This window comes from Prevotella sp. khp7 (genome assembly GCF_900109055.1).
GTDB lineage: Bacteria > Bacteroidota > Bacteroidia > Bacteroidales > Bacteroidaceae > Prevotella.
Genome location: NZ_FOIV01000001.1, coordinates 205,408 through 227,827, shown reverse-complemented (window position 1 = coordinate 227,827; position 22,420 = coordinate 205,408). Strand labels below are relative to the sequence as shown.

The 22,420-nt window shown below is 48.0% G+C and carries 18 protein-coding genes; 10 read left to right on the top strand and 8 right to left on the bottom strand.

Translation table 11 applies throughout. The features are described from left to right. The first annotated feature begins 5 nt into the window (after positions 1 to 5). The 5 genes from dnaN to BMX82_RS00915 are packed head-to-tail and all read left to right on the top strand — an operon-like array spanning position 6 to position 6,223. Positions 6 to 1,130: a DNA polymerase III subunit beta gene (gene dnaN, locus BMX82_RS00935; protein WP_036912230.1), complete on the top strand. Its 1,125-nt coding sequence runs from the start codon at positions 6 to 8 to the stop codon at positions 1,128 to 1,130. 12 nt (positions 1,131 to 1,142) lie between these two features. Then, on the top strand, positions 1,143 to 1,997 hold the full coding sequence (locus BMX82_RS00930) for a 3'-5' exonuclease (RefSeq protein WP_091765283.1): 855 nt from the start codon (positions 1,143 to 1,145) through the stop codon (positions 1,995 to 1,997). Beyond that, positions 1,997 to 2,905, top strand: coding sequence for a type IX secretion system protein PorD (locus tag BMX82_RS00925; protein ID WP_091765281.1), 909 nt, complete (start codon positions 1,997 to 1,999; stop codon positions 2,903 to 2,905). The genes BMX82_RS00930 and BMX82_RS00925 overlap by 1 nt, the downstream gene beginning before the upstream one ends. Before the next feature lies 1 nt (position 2,906). Next, positions 2,907 to 4,565 (top strand): DNA repair protein RecN, encoded by a 1,659-nt coding sequence (gene recN / locus BMX82_RS00920; RefSeq protein ID WP_091765278.1) that lies wholly within the window; start codon positions 2,907 to 2,909, stop codon positions 4,563 to 4,565. Next, the gene (locus BMX82_RS00915) at positions 4,562 to 6,223 is read left to right on the top strand and encodes a tetratricopeptide repeat protein (protein ID WP_091765276.1); all 1,662 of its coding nucleotides are present in this window, start codon (positions 4,562 to 4,564) and stop codon (positions 6,221 to 6,223) included. The genes recN and BMX82_RS00915 overlap by 4 nt, the downstream gene beginning before the upstream one ends. Before the next feature lie 40 nt (positions 6,224 to 6,263). On the opposite strand, the gene dnaB is transcribed toward BMX82_RS00915, so the two are convergent. From dnaB to BMX82_RS00900, 3 genes are read right to left on the bottom strand one after another with little or no spacing between them, the layout of a single operon-like run. Further along, entirely contained in the window at positions 6,264 to 7,811 is a 1,548-nt protein-coding gene (gene dnaB / locus BMX82_RS00910; RefSeq protein ID WP_091765274.1) for a replicative DNA helicase, read from the bottom strand. Positions 7,812 to 7,819: 8 nt separating this feature from the next. Further along, on the bottom strand, positions 7,820 to 8,446 hold the full coding sequence (locus tag BMX82_RS00905) for a trimeric intracellular cation channel family protein (protein WP_036912215.1): 627 nt from the start codon (positions 8,444 to 8,446) through the stop codon (positions 7,820 to 7,822). Positions 8,447 to 8,459: 13 nt separating this feature from the next. Beyond that, on the bottom strand, positions 8,460 to 9,734 hold the full coding sequence (locus tag BMX82_RS00900) for a replication-associated recombination protein A (protein WP_036912213.1): 1,275 nt from the start codon (positions 9,732 to 9,734) through the stop codon (positions 8,460 to 8,462). 107 nt (positions 9,735 to 9,841) lie between these two features. Here BMX82_RS00900 and BMX82_RS00895 point away from each other — a divergent pair, with 107 nt between their 5' ends. Genes BMX82_RS00895 through BMX82_RS00875 form a run of 5 tightly spaced genes read left to right on the top strand, consistent with a single transcriptional unit; the run spans position 9,842 to position 17,511 of the window. Next, positions 9,842 to 10,675, top strand: coding sequence for a hypothetical protein (locus BMX82_RS00895; RefSeq protein ID WP_255396519.1), 834 nt, complete (start codon positions 9,842 to 9,844; stop codon positions 10,673 to 10,675). A 42-nt stretch (positions 10,676 to 10,717) separates the two neighbouring features. Beyond that, positions 10,718 to 12,913, top strand: coding sequence for a sodium-translocating pyrophosphatase (locus tag BMX82_RS00890; protein ID WP_036912207.1), 2,196 nt, complete (start codon positions 10,718 to 10,720; stop codon positions 12,911 to 12,913). A 9-nt stretch (positions 12,914 to 12,922) separates the two neighbouring features. Continuing rightward, positions 12,923 to 14,413, top strand: a complete 1,491-nt coding sequence (locus BMX82_RS00885) for a phosphatase PAP2 family protein (RefSeq protein ID WP_091765271.1) — start codon at positions 12,923 to 12,925, stop codon at positions 14,411 to 14,413. Beyond that, a complete protein-coding gene (locus tag BMX82_RS00880; protein ID WP_036912204.1) occupies positions 14,414 to 15,067 on the top strand; it encodes a M15 family metallopeptidase in 654 nt (217 codons plus the stop codon). Between the two features lie 50 nt (positions 15,068 to 15,117). Further along, positions 15,118 to 17,511 (top strand): TonB-dependent receptor, encoded by a 2,394-nt coding sequence (locus tag BMX82_RS00875; RefSeq protein WP_091765269.1) that lies wholly within the window; start codon positions 15,118 to 15,120, stop codon positions 17,509 to 17,511. A gap of 46 nt (positions 17,512 to 17,557) precedes the next feature. On the opposite strand, the gene BMX82_RS00870 is transcribed toward BMX82_RS00875, so the two are convergent. From BMX82_RS00870 to BMX82_RS00850, 5 genes are all read right to left on the bottom strand, one after another. Further along, entirely contained in the window at positions 17,558 to 17,890 is a 333-nt protein-coding gene (locus BMX82_RS00870; RefSeq protein ID WP_091765267.1) for a DMT family transporter, read from the bottom strand. Positions 17,891 to 18,009: 119 nt separating this feature from the next. After that, positions 18,010 to 19,791, bottom strand: coding sequence for a tetratricopeptide repeat protein (locus tag BMX82_RS00865; RefSeq protein ID WP_091765264.1), 1,782 nt, complete (start codon positions 19,789 to 19,791; stop codon positions 18,010 to 18,012). Positions 19,792 to 19,839: 48 nt separating this feature from the next. Beyond that, a complete protein-coding gene (locus tag BMX82_RS00860; protein WP_091765262.1) occupies positions 19,840 to 20,208 on the bottom strand; it encodes a BRO-N domain-containing protein in 369 nt (122 codons plus the stop codon). 121 nt (positions 20,209 to 20,329) lie between these two features. Continuing rightward, entirely contained in the window at positions 20,330 to 20,959 is a 630-nt protein-coding gene (locus BMX82_RS00855) for a DNA-processing protein DprA (RefSeq protein ID WP_255396518.1), read from the bottom strand. Between the two features lie 12 nt (positions 20,960 to 20,971). Beyond that, complete coding sequence (locus BMX82_RS00850) at positions 20,972 to 22,414, bottom strand: RNA-binding domain-containing protein (RefSeq protein WP_091765260.1); 1,443 nt, start codon at positions 22,412 to 22,414, stop codon at positions 20,972 to 20,974. Between the last annotated feature and the right edge of the window lie 6 nt (positions 22,415 to 22,420).

Genomic DNA, 22,420 nt, shown 5'->3' with positions numbered 1-22,420 from the left:
AAACTATGCGATTTACATTATCAAGTACAGCGCTGAGCACTAAGCTCGCTGCCCTCTCAAAAGTGATTAACAGTAAGAACGCCCTGCCTATTCTGGGTGACTTCGTGTTTGAAATCAACGACAACGTACTGTATCTGACTGCGTCAGACAGCGAAAACCTGATGAAGACACAGATGCCATTGACAGAAAGCGACAGCAACGGACGTTTCGCCATTGGTAATCACGATTTACTTGAAGCAGTAAAGGGTTTCTCTGAGCAGCCCATCACGTTCGACGTGAATCAGGAGCAGAACACCGTAAAGATATCCTATCAGAATGGTATGTTCTCTCTCCCCATCGAGAATGCTGACGAGTTCCCCATGCCCCAGCCTATCAGCGATTACGCTAATACGATAACCATTCCGAACGCTATTCTGGCTGAGAATATCAATCGTTCAATTTTTGCTACGGCTCAGGATGAGCTGCGTCCTGTAATGAACGGTATCTATTTCGATCTCACCACCGATTGCCTGGCTGTTGTTGCAAGTGATGGCCATAAGCTGGTTCGCAATAAGATCTTCACGATTAAAGGTGAGCAGCCTGCTGCATTCATCCTGCCGAAGAAGCCCGCTGGACTGCTGAAGAATCTGCTTGGAAAAGACGGTGGCGACGTAGTTATCCGTTTCGATGAGCGCAATGCAGAGATCAGCTATGGCGACGGAATCATTCAGTGTCGTCTGATCGAAGGCCGTTATCCCAACTATAACAGCGTCATTCCACAGGCTAATCCGAATGAGTTGCGTGTAGATCGTCTGTCACTCTTGGCTGCACTTCGCCGTGTACAGCCTTTCGCTAACGATTCAAGCAACCTGATTCGCTTCCACGTTGAAGGAACCACGCTCCAGCTTGATGCAGAGGATTACGATTTCTCAAAGACGGCTACAGAACGTATGACCTGTGAGTATAACGGTCAGCCGATGTCTATCGGATTCAAGGGCGCATCATTTATCGAGGTGCTCAACAACTTCGATTGCGCAGAGGTCATCATTCAGCTCGCTGACCCAAGCCGTGCCGGTCTTGTAATTCCTTCAGAGCAGCCGGAGAATCAGGATGTGCTGATGCTGATGATGCCAATGCTGATCAACGATTAAAGACTGATATAGATGAAGCTGAATCTTACCAAACCCCTTGTCATCTTCGACCTGGAGACAACAGGTCTTGACTTGGTTAAGGATCGTATCATACAGATTTCATATATAAAAGTCAATCCTAATGGCGTTGAGGAACGAGGCAATGAGCTGGTGAATCCGGAAAAGCCGATTCCTGAGGATGTGGCAGCCCTGACAGGCATCTCGAATGAGGATGTGAAGGACAAGCCCACCTTTAAGCAACTTGGTCAGCAACTGGCACAGAAGTTCACGGGATGCGACTTTGCAGGCTTCAACTCTAACCATTTCGATATACCTCTGCTGGCAGAGGAATTCCTAAGAGCTGGTATTGACTTCGACTTCTCGAAATGCCGTCTGATAGATGCCCAGACCATCTTCCACAGAATGGAACGTCGCAATCTGGCAGCAGCCTACAAATTCTATTGTGGCCGTAAGATGGAAGAAGACTTCGAGGCTCACCGGGCCGATCAGGATACAGAAGCGACCTATAGGGTGCTGATGGGAGAACTGGACAAATATGCTCCAGGCGCCAATGAGGATCCCGAGAAAGTGTTGGAAAACAATATGGACCAGCTGGCAGAGTTCTCTAAGATGAATAATAATGTGGACTTTGCTGGCCGTATTGTATGGGGCGAGGTAAAAGACCGTTCTGGGAAGCCTGTACTCGACAAGGATGGGAAACCTCAGATGACGGAGGTCTTCAACTTTGGTAAGCACAGAGGATTGCCTGTAGCAGATGTTCTGCACATTGATCCAGGTTACTATAGTTGGATCTTGGCTGGTGACTTCACGTACAACACGAAACAAGTACTGACGAGAATTCGTCTGCGCGAGGCTCAGAGAGGCTAATGAGAGTATTGAGGACTAACATATTAATTTTGTTTATGCTTGCAGTTTCTGGTTTAAAAGCCCAGGAGCTGCAAGTTAAGGTTAATGTGAACCATAGTCAGATACAAGGTACGGATGTAAGCGTGTTCGAGAATCTTCAGCAGACAATAGAGCAGTTCATGAATGAACGCCAGTGGACAGAACTTCAGTTTCAGAGAAACGAGCGTATTCAGTGTAGTCTGAATCTGACTGTTACCAAATATGTCAGAGAAGAAAACCGCTTTGAATGTACTGCACTTATCCAAGCCAATCGCCCAGTGTTCAATTCAGCCTATACCTCCACCTTATATAATAATAGAGACGGCAGCTTTAATTTCGAATTCCAGCAGTTCGATCAGTTGAATTTCTCGGATGAGAATATAGACAATCAACTCACTGCCCTACTCGCCTATTATGCCTATCTGATGATAGGTCTCGACCTTGACAGTTTCAGTCCAATGGGAGGTAGCGATATTCTGCAGCGTTGTATGTATCTTGTCAATAACGCTCAGAATCTGGGTTTCCCTGGCTGGAAATCCTTTGAAGACAGCCGTAACCGTTTTGCAATCATCAATGATTATCTCGACGAGGCATTGACACCTTTCCGTCAGTTGCAATACGATTATTATCGCAAGGGACTTGACGAGATGGCCAACAATCCTGAACGTGGACGAATAGAGATAACTACGGCTTTAGAGACACATCTTCAGAAAGCTCATAGTGACAAACCGCTCAGTCTGCTTCCGCAGATCTGGACCGATTACAAGAAAGATGAGCTGGTGAGTATCTACAAAGGCAAAGGTACGCAAAAAGAGAAAGAGCGGATTTACGAACTGCTCATGAGTATCAATGCCTCGCAAAGCAACAGTTGGGACCAAATAAAGAACTGATATGCTTAAACATTTATATATTAAGAACTTTACGCTGATCGATGAACTCGACATCGACCTGTTTCAAGGCTTCTCAGTGATTACAGGTGAGACGGGAGCCGGTAAAAGCATCATTCTTGGTGCCATCGGTCTTCTCCTTGGCCAGCGGGCAGACTCGAAGTCCATCAAACAAGGATGCGAGAAATGCGTGATAGAAGCTCTCTTCAATCTCTCACGATATGATATGGAAGACTTCTTCAGCGAGAACGACATAGAATACGATCCTGAAGAAACCATTATACGTCGTGAGCTGACGGCCTCAGGCAAAAGCCGTGCTTTTATCAATGATACGCCTGTTCAACTCTCAATGCTTAAAGAGCTTGGGGAACGATTGGTCGACGTGCATTCACAACATCAGAATCTCCTGCTCAATAAGCAGGACTTCCAGTTGAGCGTTGTCGATGTGATAGCCAATGATGCAAAGGAACTGGCAAAGTATCAGCAGACCTATCAGGCTTATCAGACTGTCAAGAAAGAACTCGACATGATGAAGGCGGATATTGAGCGTAATCGCCAGAATCTGGATTTCCTACAGTTCCAATGCAACGAACTCTCAGAAGCCAACCTGCAGTCTGGAGAGCAAGAAGAACTGGAACAAAAGAGCGAGACGATGGCACACTCGGAGGACATCAAGAGCGCTCTGTATACGGCCGACAATGCCTTATCGGCAGAAGATAATGGCGTTGTGGTGTCGTTGCGTAATTCTTTGTCGTCACTCAAGGCTGTTGAACATGTTTTCCCTGATGTCAGTGAATATGTACAGCGTATCGAGGAAAGTTATATTGAGTTGAAAGACCTTGCGCAAGACATCAACACCCAGTTAGAGAACATCGATTTCGATCCGTCTGAACTGGATATCATCAACAACCGTCTTGATCGCTTATATGATCTTGAGAAAAAATATCATGTTGAGACTGTTGATGAACTGATTGAGAAGCGCGACGAACTCAAGCGTCAGCTCAGTAATATCGAGAATAGCGACGAAGCCTTGACTGACTTGGAGTTGCGAATGGAGAAACTGGAGAAACAAGCCAGACAGGAAGCCGACATCCTCACGAAACTGCGAGTCAAGGCATCCAAACAGATAGAGAAAGAGATGCAGGCAAAGCTCGTTCCATTAGGAATGCCTAATGTCAGATTCAGTACAGAGATTGTAGAAACAGAGTTAGGTCATAGCGGACAGGATAAGGTTGCTTTCCTGTTCAGTGCCAATACCTCCACCCCACTCCAGCCAGTCTCACAGGTTGCTTCTGGAGGTGAGATTGCTCGTGTGATGCTATCCCTGAAGGCTATGATCAGCGGTGCAGTCAAGTTGCCTACCATCATCTTCGACGAGATCGATACAGGTGTCAGTGGTAAGATTGCAGAGCAGATGGCTCAGATTATGCAGGAGATGGGGCAACACGAGCGTCAGGTTATCAGCATTACTCATCTGCCCCAGATTGCCGCACTTGGCACTTCCCATTATAAAGTGGAGAAAGAAGAGACCGCCTCTGGTACAAAGAGTAGCATGAGACTTCTGACTACTGATGAACGAATAAAGGAAATAGCGCAGATGCTCAGTGGAAGCGAAGTGAGCGATGCTGCTATCCAAAATGCCAAACAATTATTAAGATTATGAAGAAAATGATTATGATATTCTGTCTGCTCATGATGGCAGGCAGTGCCTTTGCCCAACCAAGTTGGGTTAAGAAGGCCACTAAGTCCGTCTTCACACTGAAAACCTTCTCAGGCGACGGATCGTTGATAGCCAGCAGCAATGGCTATTTCGTAGGTTCTGATGGTGAAGCTGTCAGCAATTACACACCATTTAAGGGAGCTTCGCGTGCCGTCGTCATCGATTCGCAGGGCAAAGAGATGAATGTCGTCAGCATCCTTGGAGCCAATGACATGTATGACGTCGTCAAGTTTCGCGTCGACGGGAAGACACAGCCGCTTATTGTCAGTTCGTCAGTAGCCCCTGTAGGTAGTCTGGCGTGGCTGTTGCCCTATCGTGAGACAAAGAACATATCAAGTGGAGCCATTCGTAAAGCAGAGACGTTCCAAGAGGACTATGCCTATTATACCGTTGCTTTGAGTATGCCCCACAATACCATCAGCTGTCCGTTAATTAACGAGGCGGGCGAGGTGATTGGAATGATGCAGCAACCGGCAAACGATAAGGACACATTGAACTATGCCATCAGTGCCCGCTTTGTTGATTCATTGAAGATCTCTGCTTTCGGTATGAATGAGGCTACATTGAAGCTTACGAAAATCAAGAAAGAGTTGCCTGGCAGTCTGAAGGATGCCGTGTTAGCCCTGTTCCTTTCAGCGAGTCAGATGGATTCTGCCGAATATGTCACACTGGTTAACGATTTCATTCAGAAGTTCCCAAAGGCTCCCGATGGCTTTATGCAGCGCGCCCAGATGGCTGTGGTTGACGGAAACTTTGCCGATGCAGAGAAAGATATGGAGACTGCTCTGAAACTGGCAGAGAAGAAGGACGAAGCACATTACGCCTACGCCCGTATGATATATAACAAGGAGATATTCCAGAGTGCTCAGCCCTATGCCAATTGGAGTCTTGACAAGGCCTTGACGGAAATCCAGTCTGCCAATGCCCTCAACCCCCAGCCCTCATATCGTCAGCTGGAAGCCAACATCCTGTATGCTCAGCAGAAATTTGATCCTGCCTATACCATCTACGACGAACTGGCACAAAACGGACAGAAAACCGCCGAGGTGTTCTATGCAGCTGCTAAATGCAAGGAAATGCTGAAGGATACCACCGCTATGCTTGCCCTGTTGGATTCAACCATGAACACCTTCTCCAAGCCCTATCTGAAAGACGCGGCTCCTTATCTGCTGGCACGTGCAGAAGCTCGTAGAGCAGCAGGAAAGTCTCGTGATGCCGTGAATGATCTCAATGATTACGAAGCACTGATGCAAGCCGAAATCAATGATAACTTCTACTATCTGCGTCATCAGGTAGAAATCGAAGGCCGACTCTATCAGCAGGCATTGAACGACATCAACCGTGCCATCCAGATGGCTCCACAGGAGACATTCTATTATGCCGAGAAAGCATCGTTACAGGTACGTGTCGGTCTTCTCGACGACGCAATAGATACAGCTAATGAGATGATAGGTATCGATTCTAATGATAGCGACGCCTATATGTTCCTTGGTCTGGCACAGTGTCTGAAAGGAAATAAGAAGGATGGCATAGCCAACCTGCAGAAAGCCAAAGACATGGGAAATCTTCAGGCCGACACTCTAATACAGAAATATCAATAGAAATAAAAATCCCCGCCAGAACAGCGGGGATTTATTATTTTTAGAATGGTAACGGACCGTCTGCTGGTGGAGGTGGCAGCGGTGCATCGCCAAATGGGCTCATATCTCCGGCACTGCCCGAACCGTTGATTTTAGAGCCGAGAATCTCACCTCCTGACGAAGATCCACCACTACTCAAACTGCCTCTGTCATCAGGATTCTCAAAACGTGTGAACTCACCACGGAATGTCAACAGCACATCACCTGTCGCACCCTTACGGTGCTTAGCAATGATAATCTGCGCCATGCCATGCAAGTCACGTCCGTTGTCATCCTGATAGATATGATAATATTCCGGACGATGCACAAACAACACCATATCGGCATCCTGCTCGATGGCTCCCGACTCACGCAAGTCAGACAACTGCGGACGCTTACCCTCCAGTCCTTCACGACTCTCAACACCACGGTTCAACTGACTCAGTGCCAGAATAGGTATATCAAGTTCCTTTGCCAGTCCTTTCAACGAACGAGAGATGGTCGACACCTCTTCCTGTCGTGACGAGAAACGCATACCGTTGGCATTCATCAGCTGCAGATAGTCAATCATGATCAGTTTAACGCCATGCTCACGTACCAGTCGGCGTGCTTTTGTACGAAGTTCAAACACAGACAAGCCTGGTGTGTCATCAACATACAGCGGTGCTCCCAGCAGATTATTGATTCGTCTGTCCAGTCGCTCCCACTCATCACGTTGCAACTGACCGTTCAGAATCTTCGAACCTTGAATCTCACAGGCATTAGATATCAGACGGTTCACCAATTGCACGTTCGACATTTCAAGCGAGAAGAAAGCCATCGGTATTCTGAGGTCTGCTGAAATATTCTTTGCCATCGACAGTGCGAACGACGTCTTACCCATGGCAGGTCGTCCTGCAATGATCACCAGGTCGGAAGGCTGCCAGCCACTGGTAATGTCGTCGAGTTTCGTATATCCCGTCGATACACCCGTCAAACCGTTTGTATTCTTTGCAGCTTGCTGTATGCCCTTAATGGCAAGGTCAATCACAGGGTCGATAGCCGTATAGTCTTTTTTCATGTTGTGCTGCGACAACTCAAACAGTTCACCTTCGGCTTCCTGCATCAGGTCCTCTACATCAATTGTCTCGTCAAACGCCTTAGTCTGAATGCCGCTCGTAAACGAGATCAACTGACGCGCCAGCGACTTCTGCGCAATGATGTTAGCATGATATTCTATGTTAGCCGAAGATGCCACACGCGAGCTCAGCTCTGCTACATAGCCAGGACCACCCACCTCCTCGAGCGTACCCGATTTCGCCAGCTGTTCCGTTACAGTCAACACGTCAACGGGCTTTTCTGCCATGCTCAGGTCTCGGATGGCTGCGTATACCATTTGGTTACGAGGCTCATAGAAGCTCTCAGGGCGTAAGGTCTCACAGACGATGGCATACGCATCCTTGTCAATCATCAGAGCACCCAGAACAGCTTTCTCCACCTCTAACGCCTGAGGCTGTAAATGCCCGTAGGTATTATCCACAGGTTGCTGTTTCCTAACTCTTCGTCGGTTGTTTTTTTCTTGTTCAGGCATATCTTATATTACAATTTACTATTCGTTTCTTTCAGAACTGGGAGTGATATATGGTAGCGAACGGCAAGGAATCTGATGATACAGGTTACGAGAAAGCTGCTGATAGCACTCAGTTCCGTCGATAGTCCTAATGCAGCCATTCCCCAATACACCAGACCGCCCAATACGCAGGCCATTGCATAAATCTCCTTATGGAATATCACGGGCTCGTTGTTCAGCAACACATCACGAATCACACCACCAGCCGAACCTGTTATACATCCCATGATGATAGCCACCCAGAAAGGCTGTCCAAAGGCAAGGCTCTTCTGAATACCCGCTATCGTAAACAGAGCCAGTCCTAATGTATCGAAAACAAACCATGCATTCTTCAGCGGCTCCATCCATTTACCGAAGAAAGCCACTGTCAACAGTGCAACGGCCGTACATATCAGATAGATCGGGGTCGTCATCCAGAAAGGTGTTGTTCCCAGCATCACGTCACGTATTGTACCACCGCCTATAGCCACCGCCACACCGCACACATAACCGCCAAACCAGTCAAACTGCTTGGCAGCAGCATGTCGGATACCGGAAATTGCAAAGGCAAAGGTTCCCAGTAATTCTATGATTTTGATAATCAGTTCCTGATCCATCTGTAATATTATTCTAATCCTCGAATCTCTTTCCCCAGTAGTTCACCATCCGCTGATACAGCTTTTCTTCTGTCGGGTTGTGCTGTCCGTGCCATATCCGCTCATTCACCAAAGCGTCAGGCATATACTGTTGAGGTGTGAAGTGTCCGGGATAGTCGTGCGGATACTTATAACCATCATGATAACCCAGATCTTTCATCAGCTGTGTCGGCGCATTGCGTATGGGCAGCGGCACAGGCTGATTGCCTGTTTGTCTTACCAGTTGCAGGGCTGCATCTACCCCCAGATAGGCACTGTTGCTCTTAGGCGATGTAGCCAGATAGACCGTTGCCTCTGCCAGCGGAATTCTTCCTTCCGGCCAACCGATCTTCATAACGGCATCAAAAGCCGCATTAGCCAGTAAAAGCGCATTCGGATTTGCCAGTCCTATGTCCTCTGCCGCACTGATCACCAGTCTGCGTGCAATGAACTGCGGGTCTTCCCCACCCTCAATCATTCTGGCCAGCCAGTACAAGGCTGCGTCGGGATCCGATCCGCGAATACTTTTGATAAAGGCCGAGATAATGTCATAATGCATCTCACCTTCCTTATCATAAGCCAACGGGTTCTGCTGCAGTCGGTTCACTACGATCTCATCGGTTATCAGAACTTCATCCGACACTTCAGCTTCTACAACTAATTCCAAGATGTTCAACAGCTTACGAGCATCACCTCCACTATATCTCAGCAGAGCGCCCGTCTCCTTCAGCTGTATATTTTTCTCTTTCAGAACACTGTCTTTATGAATGGCTCTGTCAAGTAGTTTCAGCAGATCATCCTTCTCCAGCGACTTCAGCACATACAGCTGACAGCGCGACAGCAATGGTCGGATTACCTCAAACGACGGATTCTCCGTGGTAGCACCAATCAGCGTCACAATGCCTTTCTCTACAGCCCCCAAGAGCGAGTCCTGCTGCGACTTTGAGAAACGGTGTATCTCGTCGATAAATAAAATAGGTGATGCCTCGTTGAAGAATCTTCCCTTCTGGGCTTTCTCTATCACCTCTCTCACATCCTTTACGCCACTGGTCACTGCCGATAGCGTATAGAAAGGTGTTTCCAGCTTGTGGGCTATAATCTGTGCCAACGTGGTCTTTCCCACTCCTGGCGGTCCCCATAGTATAAAAGACGGAATGCGCCCTGCGTCTATCATTTTTCGCAGGACGGCTCCCTCACCTACCAGATGTTCTTGTCCGATATAGTCATCAAGCGTATGAGGACGAAGTCTTTCAGCTAATGGTTGTGCCATATTTGCCTGCAAAGTTACGCTAAAATGCGAAAATTACAAAAAATATCGCCTAAAAACTTGCGAATAAAAAATAAAGTGGTTACATTTGCAGAAAAATTAAGGAAAATATGGCAAGAACAAAACAACAACAACCCGAAAGTAATCCCTCTTTATCAATCAAGTCTATCACCAAGAGCAGCGTATGGGACATCCAGGAGAATGATGTCTTCCGTATGTGGGAAGCCGCTGTCAAAGATGCCGAGGTCAAGGAGAACGTCCAGCACTATCTCGACATCTTCAAGAGTGCCTTCCTGATTGAAGATATGAAAGAAGACGACACAAATGCGAAGAAGAGTTTTGAGAATCGTGGTTATAAGGTAACAACGATTAAGTTCGACGATAACCTGAAATTTCACTGGGCAGTCAAGAAGCGCCCCATCGTCCGTGTAACCGATCTTACCTACGAGAATATCCGCCACATCTCAGCAGCCAAGTTGCTTGAAGTGATCGACCGCAATTTCGGAGGCGGCTGGGATTCCCTGTCTCAGTCTATTCAGGATATCATCCTCAGTGGTTTCGACATCTCTACCACGACCCTTCCCAAAGACCGTTTGCACAAGAAGGGCGGCATGTACGACAAGAAGGTAGAAGACGGTTTTGAAGTGCTTGAGGTGCCTAAAGGCGGATGGGTTGAAGCTATCTTTGCGAAGCTGAAGCCCGAACAGGAGAAGCTCCGCATGCAGTTCTCCAAGTCTGGAGGTACTTCAGACGATGACCTCGAGAACGACGATGAGGATGTAGTAGTAGAAGACAACTACAGTTCACACGACGATATCGACGATGAAGTAGAAGATCCCAACGACGAGGATATAACCGAAGACAACTATTCAACGATGATGGATCTGGGAAGTGAGGATTCCGATGAAGAAGCAAGTGGCCTGATTGACTTTGTAGACGAATAAACAGAAACAAACCATAATTACCAATAATTTAAAAACCTATCTATGAATATTCCTACAGTATTTTGGCTCGTGCCTATCGCATCGGTTGTGGCATTGAGCATGGCATGGTATTTCTTCTCGCGGATGATGAAGGCCGACGAAGGAACGCCCCGCATGAAAGAGATTGCGCTTTATGTTCGTAAAGGTGCTATGGCCTATCTCAAGCAGCAGTACAAAGTCGTAACCATTGTGTTCGTAGTGCTTTGTGCGCTGTTTGCTTTTATGGCCTATGGTTTGAACGTCCAGAACCCCTGGGTTCCGTTTGCCTTTCTCACTGGTGGTTTCTTCTCTGGTCTTGCAGGTTTCTTCGGCATGAAGACAGCCACCTATGCTTCAGCCCGCACGGCTAACGCAGCCCGTGAGAGCCTTAATGCTGGTCTTAAGATAGCCTTCCGTTCAGGTGCCGTCATGGGATTGACTGTAGTAGGTTTAGGTTTGCTCGACATTGCCATCTGGTTCCTCGTGCTCAATCATTTCTATTCAGGCGACGAGATGGCCCTCATCACCATCACCACCACCATGCTTACCTTTGGTATGGGTGCTTCTACGCAGGCCCTCTTTGCCCGTGTAGGCGGCGGTATCTATACCAAGGCAGCCGACGTAGGTGCCGACATCGTGGGTAAGGTTGAGGCCGATATTCCCGAAGACGATCCCCGTAACCCCGCTACTATTGCCGATAACGTAGGCGATAACGTAGGCGACGTGGCAGGTATGGGTGCCGACCTGTATGAGTCATATTGCGGTTCTGTACTCTCTACCGCAGCCCTCGGAGCTGCCGCCTTCGGTGTGGCAGGTCTCGAGATTCAGCTCAAGGCCGTCATCGCCCCCATGCTCATCGCCTCTGTGGGTGTATTTCTCTCGCTCTTAGGTATCTTCCTGGTACGCACCAAGGAAGGCGCCACCATGAAGGATCTGCTGCATTCTCTGTCGCTCGGCACCAATGTCAGCGCCATCCTGATTGCCGTTGCCACCTTCGCTATCCTTTACTTCCTGGGTATCGAGAACTGGCTCGGCCTTTCCTTCTCCGTCATCTCAGGTCTGGCAGCCGGTGTCATCATCGGTCAAGCCACCGAGTATTATACCTCCCATTCCTACAAGCCCACACAGAAGATTTCCGAGGCCGGACAGACAGGTGCTGCTACCGTTATCATCAAGGGTATCGGTACAGGTATGATATCCACCTGCATCCCCGTTATCACCATCGGCGTGGCCATCATGCTCAGCTACCTCTGCGCTAATGGCTTCGACCTCTCCATGTCGTCCGAGTCGCTCTCACATGGTCTTTATGGCATCGGTATCGCCGCCGTAGGTATGCTGTCTACGCTAGGTATCACCCTCGCCACCGACGCATACGGCCCTATCGCCGACAATGCCGGAGGTAATGCAGAGATGTGCTCTCTGGGCGAAGAGGTTCGTCATCGTACCGATGCCCTCGATGCACTGGGCAACACCACAGCCGCCACAGGTAAGGGCTTTGCCATCGGTTCTGCCGCCCTCACCGCTCTGGCCCTGTTGGCATCATATATTGAAGAGATCAAGATTGCCATGACCCGTGCCGGACAGACGCTCACCAACGTGGCAGGCGACGTGATCAACGCCTCGAATGCCACCATCCCCGACTTCATGAACTATTTCCAGATCAACCTCATGAACCCGCGCGTCATCGTAGGTGCCTTCATCGGCGCCATGGCCGCCTTCCTGTTCTGCGGAATGACCATGGAGGCAGTTGGTCGTGCAGCCGAGAAGATGGTACAGGAGGTACGCCGTCAGTTCCGCGAGATTGCCGGCATCCTTGAAGGCACAGGTACGCCCGACTATGGCCGTTGTGTTGAGATCTCTACCCGTGCCGCTCAGCACGAGATGATCATCCCCTCGGTTCTCGCCATCATCATTCCTATCATCGTAGGAATCATCCTTGGTGTCGCCGGTGTTCTTGGACTACTTGTCGGTGGTCTGGCTGGTGGCTTCACGCTGGCAGTCTTCATGGCCAATGCCGGAGGCGCCTGGGACAATGCCAAGAAGAATATAGAAGAAGGCGCATTCGGTGGTAAGGGCTCGTTTGCCCATAAGGCCTGTATCGTTGGCGATACCGTTGGCGATCCCTTCAAGGATACCTCAGGTCCGTCGCTCAACATTCTGATCAAGCTCATGTCTATGGTGAGCATTGTCATGGCCGGTCTCACGGTAGCCTTCTCATAAAATAGTAAAATGAAAAAGAAAGAACTAATATTCATCATCTCAACCGTCCTGTGCATGAACCTCCATGCACAGGATGTTCCCAATGCCCCCGATTTCCTGCCGGGTCCGCCAAGCGAACTGTCCATGTGGTATGTCAACGACTATGCGCAGTACACCTGGGGCAAGAGTGTGCGTAATACCAGTCGGGGCGAACAGGCCATTAGTGATATGTCATTAGACCTGCCGAGCTATCTGACCATGTTCTCAAAAGTGCTGGGTATAGAACTGTCCTATTCCAAGACCCCTCAGATCTATTCCATTCTGGAGTACGGCATGCGCTATGGCGACTTAGCCACACAGGCTGGTCAGACAGCCTTCTTCAGTCGTCGCCCGTATACACGTCTCAACGAGTCCTCGCTCCTCCCGGGCAGTGAGAATCAGTATAGCTCCGTCAGTTCCTATCCCTCGGCTCAGGCACTCACCGGATGGCTCTGCGCCCTCATTCTCACCGAGGTGTGCAACGACCGCCAGGATCAGTTGCTCGCCCGTGGCCTTCAGTTCGGCACCAGTGCCGTCATCTCAGGCTACAGCTGGGACAGCGACACCTATGCAGGCTGTCTCATAGCCAGTGCTGTTCTGTCGCGCCTGCACACGCACGACGGCTTCAGTAAGATGATTACCGCCGCCAAGTCAGAGTACGAACAGATAACAGGCACCAGAACCCCTGCCACCACCCGTGCCGACGATGGTCCGTATATCGACACCAAGGACCTGCCCAGTTCGCTTACCTATCTCCCCGTTCCACCCGATTCGCAGTGCATCCGTTTTGCCTACGACATGATGGCCTATAACGACGGTAAGAGCATACGCTATAACGATCAGCGGGGACAGACGGCCATCGACGATGTAGAATACGATGCCCAGCATTTCTGTGAGATTTATTCCCAGATACTGGGAGTCAACATCTCAGCCTCTACGACCCCCGAGATCTACGAACTCATCAACCGTGTTCACCCCTCTGGCAATGCAGCCACTCAGGAAGCCAAGGCCTATTACATGCGCAAACGTCCCTATGTACAGCTGAACGAAGGCACATCATATCCCGACGATGAGGCCAGTCTTTACGATACAGGCTCTTACCCATCAGGTCACGCCTCAGGAAGCTGGCTCATGGCCCTGGTCATCTCCGAGATCACCCGCACCAGTCAGGATGCCCTTCTCAAGCGCGCCTACCAGTTCGGTCAGGGTCGTGTCATCACAGGCTATCACTGGCAGACCGACGTCGAGGCAGGTCGCCTAGTAGGCAGTGTCGTCTATGCCCGTCTTCACTCCAGCCGTGAGTTCCTCGAGCAGGTCGACAAAGCCGTCAAAGAGTTCAAGGGCCTCTCTTCCGGCATACGTGCCACGAGGGCAGATGAATCTATTAACACCAAATACTACACCATCGACGGCATCCGTCTCGATCAGGAGCCGGTTCGTCATGGTGTCTATATCGAAGGAAACAAAAAAGTAGCAAAATAAATGAGGTTGTACCGTTTATTGCTTTTATATCTATTAACCCTTATCCCTTTCCCTGCGCTCCATGCGCAGGAAGGTTTCACCGCTGAGTCGATTCCCGACAGCATATGGCAGAAGATGCAGGGAAAGACCTACGTGGCCAATCCCTATATCCAGCGCAGCGACCTGCGCTACTTGCGGGTGCTCCATTGGGACTACGACAATCAGCCCCATCAGGGCGAACTCATCTGTAACCGTCTGATAGCCTCCAAGCTGCTGTCCATCTTCCGTGAGCTCTACAAGGCCCACTACCCCATCCAGCGCATCCGTCTGGCCGACGACTACGATGCCGACGACGAGCGCCAGATGCGCGCCAACAACTCCAGCTGCTTCTGTTATCGCACCGTCTCGGGCACTCAGAAGCTGTCCTACCACGCACGTGGTCTCGCCATCGACATCAATCCCCTCTACAACCCCTACATCCGTTACGACAAACGAGGCCGTCAGATAGTAGAACCCGCCACAGGCAAACCCTATGCCGACCGCAGCAAGAGCTATCGCTACAAGATAGAGAAAGGCGACCTCTGCTACCGCCTCTTCCTCAAGCACGGCTTCAGCTGGGGTGGTTCCTGGCGCACGAAGAAAGACTACCAGCACTTCGAATACCATCCCCAATAAAAGATATCAAGACATCATCAATCTATTAACACTTTTAATTAAAAACAATTATGAAAAAGAACCTATTTGTTCTGCAGGCAGTTATCCTGCTGTTTTGCGTGAGTTATTCCCATGCCCAGACACTGCGCGGCACTGTTACCGACGCTATCAGCGGCGAACCCCTCATTGGTGCTACCGTCAAGATTACCGAACTTACCGACAAAGCCGGCATCACCGATATCGACGGCAACTACCACATTGGTAATGTCAGTCCCTCAGGTCGTTATACCGTCGAGGCTACCTATATTGGCTACGAGCCCAGCATCATGAAAGAAGTACTCGTGGCAGGAACCAAGGAGGTCGTCATCGATATAGCCCTGCGTGAGAACAGCCAGGAGCTGGGCGAAGTCATTGTACGTCCCCGTGTCAACAAGGCAGCCACAGTAAACCCCACGGCTCTCGTTGGCGGTGTCATGCTGTCTATGGAAGAGGCCAGCCGTTACGCAGGCGGCTATAATGACCCCGCACGTCTGGTGACCGCCTTTGCTGGTGTGGCAGGCCAAGGCGATGGCAACGGCATCTCCGTCCATGGCAACGCGCCCCAATTCATGCAGTACCGTCTGGAGGGCATCGAGATCTTCACGCCCAACCACTTTTCCGGCCTATACGATGCAGGCTACGGCATGGTAAGTGCACTGAACTCCAATGTCATCGGCAATTCCGATTTCTTCACTTCCACCTTCAATGCCAACTATAACAATGCGCTCAGCGGTGTGTTTGATGTTAAGATGCGCAACGGCAACAGTTCGAAACACGAGCATCTCATTCAGATAGGTACCGTGTCCGAAGAAATCACCTCCGAAGGTCCGCTGTCCAAGAAAAGCAACTCCAGCTACATCTTCAACTTCCGCTATGGTTTCACCAGTCTGGCCAGTAAGTTGGGTCTTATCGACATCGTGGACACCGACTACGACTTCAGCGATTTTTCGCTGAAACTCAACTTCCCAACTAAGCACGCAGGCACCTTCTCGGTCTTCTCCTTGGGTTTCTTCGACAAATCGGACGATACGGATATGGACATCGAGGACACACATACCATCTACGATGCTTCACGCCAGACAGGTCATCTGTATAATATCGTGGCAGGAGCCACCCACAAGATCCATTTCGACAACAAATGGGTCTGGCGCACCACCGTTGCCTATAACATGCAGCATAACAAGGTCGATATGAACTATGTAGGTCTTGTTTTCGATGCCGACAACAAACCAGTCTCTTTCGACGGCAAGGAGTATCCTTTCTACTATCTCAAGCAGAACGAAGACCGTTTAGTCTTCAACACCGAGCTTTCTAAACAAGTCACGCCACGCTGGCTCACCCAAATAGGCGGCGAATACTCACACCGTTTCTTCAACCTCAGCTATCGCACGGCCGAGAACGTCTATGAACCCGTGCCCGCCACGCCGCTCTACGACACCAAGAGCGATACCGGTCTGGCCAGTCTCTATTGGTCCAACCTGTGGAAGCCAGCTGAGGGGTTGAGCATCAACCTCGGTGTTTCCGCCTCCTATTTCCTGCTGTCCGAGGATTTCAGCGTAGAGCCCCGTGTCAGTCTGAAATGGGAGCCCGATGCCAAGAACTCGTTCTCCATCGGCTATGGTCTGCATTCGATGATCGAGAAGCTCGATGCCTATTTCGTACGCGATGCCGCTGGCCGTCTGGTCAATAAAGACCTTGGTCTCTCAAAGGCCCATCACGTGCTGGCCACCTACAGCTACAAGTTCACCGACAACCTCAATCTCCGCTTCAACGCCTACTATCAGTATGGCTTCGACACCCCTGTGGGCATCGACGGTTCCACCTTTTGCACCGTCAACCGCCTGTTCAACTTCATCGACGAGCCACTCGTCAACAAGGGAAACACCCGCAACTACGGCGCCGATGTCACACTCGAGCAATACATGACCCGCGGTTTCTACGGACAGGTCAACGCCTCACTCTTCAAGTCAGAATATCGTGGTCTCGACAAGAAGTGGCGCAATCAGCTCTACGATCGCGGTTATATGATCAAGCTGCTGTGCGGTAAAGAATGGATGATGGGTAAACGCAAGCAGAACGTGTTCAACATCAGTATGAAGTACACCCTTCAGGGCGGTCTGCGCCACACCCCTATCGACTTAGCAGCCATGAAAGCCCGGGTAGCAGCAGGCATCCTCGACGATGAGCCCATCTATAAGGATGACGAGGTCATGACCCTTCAGTTCGACCCCACCAACATCCTCGACCTCACCGTCAGCTACAAGATAACAGGCAAGAAGGTGAGTCACACCATTGCTTTCGAGGGACTGAATATCCTGCAGAACGAGACGCCCTATGCCGAGCGTTACGACCTCAACACCGGCCAGTTGCGCTACGACAAGAGCGGCATCTCCCTGCCCAACTTCTTCTATCGCCTCGATTTCTAGACTCTAGACTTTATGCAGCTCTAAAGCACCTTTAGAGCTGCTATTATTAATGTACAGTCATCTTTGAGAACAGGTTCAGCACCACGACACCCGCGATAATCAAGCTCAGACCGATGATTGCCCCCCAGTCAGGCATTTGCTTGAAAGCGATGACCCCGATCAAGGTAACAAGGACAATCCCCAATGCCGACCAAATGGCATATGCCACCCCTATAGGAATCGTTTTCAAGCACACGCTGAGACAATACAACGACACAAGGTAACACACCAAAGAAGCCGCCGTTGGCAATGGCCGTGTAAATCCCTCCGCCATTTTCAATAGCGAAGTAGCCCCCGTCTCAAAGACTATAGCAAGTAATAGATACAATAAATTATTCATCTGGTTATATATTTATTAGGAAATCCGTTTCTGAGTTTATTAGGAATTTTATTAGGAACTTTATCGTGCAGTTTATCGTGCAGTTCTGTAGTCACCTGCTTTATTTTCCATTCCCCTCATCATTTTTCTCCATTCCCGGATTTTTTCTTTTTCTTCAATGATTTAACTATCTTCTCATCAGCTTTAGCCTTAGCAATCAAATCCGCTTTCTTTGCAGGGTCTTGCTCAGTTTCTGCTAACTTCCGATAACATTTAGCCCGATATTCCAACGTTTCTATACTATTAGGATTATATGATATCGCCTGAGTAAAATCATTTATCGCATCTATATAATTATTCATTGCCATAAAGATCTCACCTCTAGTGACATAAGAATAGAATTCACCACCTAATTCTATTGATTTGTTAGCGTCTTTTAATGCTTCATCCAAGTCTTTTAATCGCAAATATAAATCTGCACGATTGTTATATGAGTCAGCATTATTCGGATCAAGTTCTATTGCTTTATTATAATCCAGAAGAGCGCCTTCTATGTCATCCATCTCCTTTTTTAATATGCCTCGATTGTTATATAAACCAGCATTATTAGGATCAAGTTCTATTGCTTTATTGTAATCCTGAAGTGCACCTTCTAGGTCATTCATTTCCTTTCTTATATTACCACGGTTATTATAGAAAGCAACATTATTCGGATCAAGTTCGATTGCTTTATCGAAATCCTGAAGAGCACCTTCCAGGTCATTCATTCCCCTTCTTAATATCCCTCGATTATAATAGGCATCGCCATCATTAGGATTAAGCTCTATTGCTTTATTATAATCCTGAAGAGCACCTTCCAGGTCATTCATTTCCTTTCTTAATACTCCTCGGTTGAAATATGCATCGCCATCATTCGGAGCAAGTTCTATTACTTTATTGTAATCCTGAAGAGCACCTGCTTGGTCTTTCATTTCCTTTTTCAATATGCCTCGATTATTATAAGCATCGACATAATTCGGATCAAGCTCTATTGCTTTATCGTAGTCCTGAAGAGCGCCTGCCAGGTCATTCATTTCCTTTCTTAAATTACCTCGATTATAATAGGCATCGCCATCATTCGGATTAAGCTCTATTGCTTTATTGTAATCCTGAAGAGCACCTGCTTGATCTTTCATTTCCTCTCTTAATATTCCTCGATTATAATAGGCATCGCCATCATTCGGATTAAATTCTATTGCTTTATCATAATCCTGAAGAGCACCTGCTTGATCTTTCATTTCCTCTCTCAATATCCCTCGATTATAATATACTTCAGCGATATTGGGATTAATTTCTAGAATTTTAGAATACAATTCTATTGCTTTCGTGGAGTTCTTTTCTGATACAGCCTGAGCAAACAGTTTGCTCACCATAGCTCTTTTGGCAGCTCTTTCAGCGTTCTTCTTACTCTTATCTATATCATTTTTAATTGTTTCTATATCATTTTTAAGTTCAGTCACTGCAGATAATGAATCCTTTGCTGATTTCGCATCCTTTCCTACAGAATCAATTTGGATTTTCAACTCTCCAACCATTTTTTCATAACTTTCCTTCAAACGTTTATCATTCCTTGCGTTCAGAACCAAAGGAATAATAACACCAAGTCCAATACCAAGAATAGAAACAATCGCCCCAATTACGATACTCAGCAAAGTCAACCAATGCCCTAGATTATCATTAATTGTAGATTCTTTAGCGAGCACTTCCCCGCGATACAGTTCAACCTCCTTCTCCAGATTCTCCAGTTGCTTCTTCATCGCCTCGTTTTCTGCTTGCAGCTGCGAAACAGATTCTTGTTGATTAACGGTAACAGGCGTTGTTTGTGCCCCAAAAACACTCAGGCATACAAACAGTAGCAATACAACGGTAAACTTTGCTCTCATATTTTTTTAATGTTTAGGTTTCTAAAGTTTTACATTTATGCCACGCCATTATAGTGCTTTCTTCTTGCTTTGTCCATCAATGGTGTTGTCACTATAAATGAACCAATCGAGGAAATCGGCTGTCTTGGGACTTGGAATCACCCTTACCAGATTGATGATATCCTCTTGTGCAAAGCAATCGGTAGCGTAGCGTTTTCCATCGGCTGAAGTCATTTTCAGTTGACTACAGCGTGTAGTCAACTCGTTTCCTGCTTTCTTCAGCCTGGTTTTCAACACGCTCCAATACTTTCGCGGATTGGGGCTTTCGGTAATGGCTGCAACAATATCCACAATAGAAAACCACCACTGGGACTTTTCTTCATCCCAAATGGCTCTAACCTCATGGTCCTTATAGAAGCGGAAAGACATCTTGCTCATTTCAGTTCCTCCCAAGCTTTTTGAATCTCTTCCATCAAAGTATTGGCTTCGCTGTTCAGTTTTCAGCAGATTCCCACAACTCTGCCTCAAGTATTCTCATGTTTATCATTAATCTTTGTTTTTATGATTTGATATTGAATGCAAAGATACAAAAAAGAAATGACAAAAGAGAAATTTTTCGAGGAAAAATGAAAATAATCTTATCACTCACCCCACCCTTCATTACATCAGTCACTTTCAGGCCAGAAAGTGTTCCACCATCGTAGGACGAAGGATCACCTTTTTGCCAAATAGTGTCATATATTTTTTCAAGTTTATTGCGATATTCATTTTTATAGGGATACAAACTACTCTGTTCGGTCACTCCAACGAACAGAATCCTGTCTGCCATTTCACATACATATCTGTTCCTAGTCATTGCAGTCATCTTTGACTGGCGGATGGCATTACTAACAGAGATAATCAACAGCTGGTTCTGAGCCAACGGCTCTTTTAATTCGTCAGGAATAACCTTATACATCTTTCGTGCAAGCACAATGATAATGGGCTGACTGCCCTTCAGCAGGAAGTGAAGCACGTCTTGCTCCAACTTGCTACTGAAGCCGCTGATTACACACGCCCCACGATTGCGCATTTCTGTTGCCCAGTCATACACTTGCAGCACTGTTTCCGAAGAAATGGTACTCGATACCAAGAATGCTGTCTTCCTCAGCTTCAAAAGTTCCCGATTGCCAAGATACTCCATCTTCATTGTCTCTCTCAATTACATCTCTGCATCGTCTTCAATAATTTCCCAGTGACCACTATAACCACTGCCGACATATTTAATATGAGTGAGTTTTGCAATATGGCGTTTGATGGTCGCAAGTCCCTTTTTACTTGTTCTTGCTAATTCTTCAGTAGTAATTTTAGGATTTGTTCTAATCTGTTCTTCAATCCACATATCAAGAGCATTACCTTGAGTATCATCTTGAGTATCACCTTGAGTATCACCTTGGGTATCACCTTGAGTGACATCCACAGTTGAAGGCACAGTCACTTCAAATGCAGTCAACTTTGACACATCGAAAACAGCCTCCTTGTTGCCATTTTCAAGCAGCATATCCTGCACACGCCTTATACCTTGGTTGAACATATTGACATACTTCATCTCCTTCATGGCTTCCGCTATAATAGGATTGCGATAGTCATTTACATTGGGAAAATTCTCAGGACGTGCCTCACCATATAACCCTCCGGCGTTCATAATTTCAATATGGTCGTCAAACTGATATAGCCGGATAGGCATATTCGATTGATAGTCACGATGCATACAGGCATTCATCATCAACTCACGCAATGCATTATTGGGATAGTTGATGACGGTCTTCTCACGGAACAGACTCACAGCGACGGGTCTTTGCGTGATAACAGCATCACTGACAAAGGATTCCAATGCGGGTAGCAACTGGAAAAGCGGACCCTGAAAACGTTTCTCGTTCAGCACCTCCCCGCCAATGGTCTTGCCTGCAAAGCGTACAAACTGAACGTAAGCCCCTGGCAGATAATACCGCGGATTTTTGCCAAACAAGATGAGAGCTGCGTATGTAGGGCAACCATGAATGCGGTCATACAGACGGACCGAAGCCAATTGCTCCTTGATGTCCCGTTTGTCATCTGCCAACACTTCTGGGGTTACCACAGAAGGCAGATACTCCTTCTTAATATACTCCAGATTCAAGTCGTCCAATGTTGCCCCAAGACAAGGTGTAGCATCAAAGGTTGCCATATATGCCATACGTCGTTCCGTTAATATCCGCTCTTCCGCTTCACTGGCTATGTCACGTCTGGGACCGATACGCACGAACACCCTTCCACGATACCGCACAGGAGGCAGCAGCGAAGGGGAAACCTCTGCTACCAGCAAATCACCATCAGGAAACTCCACCCGCTCTACCGTCATCACAGGCAATGGCAGGATGTTGCCATCCGAGCGGATGCCAGAAATCTTTTTCAGCAGAGCATCGTCCACCTTTAGTCCCGACAGCCGTCCGTCATCATGGGCACCTATCAGCAGATAACCCTTTTGCCGAGAGTCTGGCAAATCATTGGAGAAGGCACAAATGGCTTCACAGAATTTGTCCATGTTCGTCGTGGATACCGTTCGCTCTACCCGAAAATTCTCCGTGCTGTGCAGCAATGCCTGTATTTCTTCTTTTGATATCATATACTT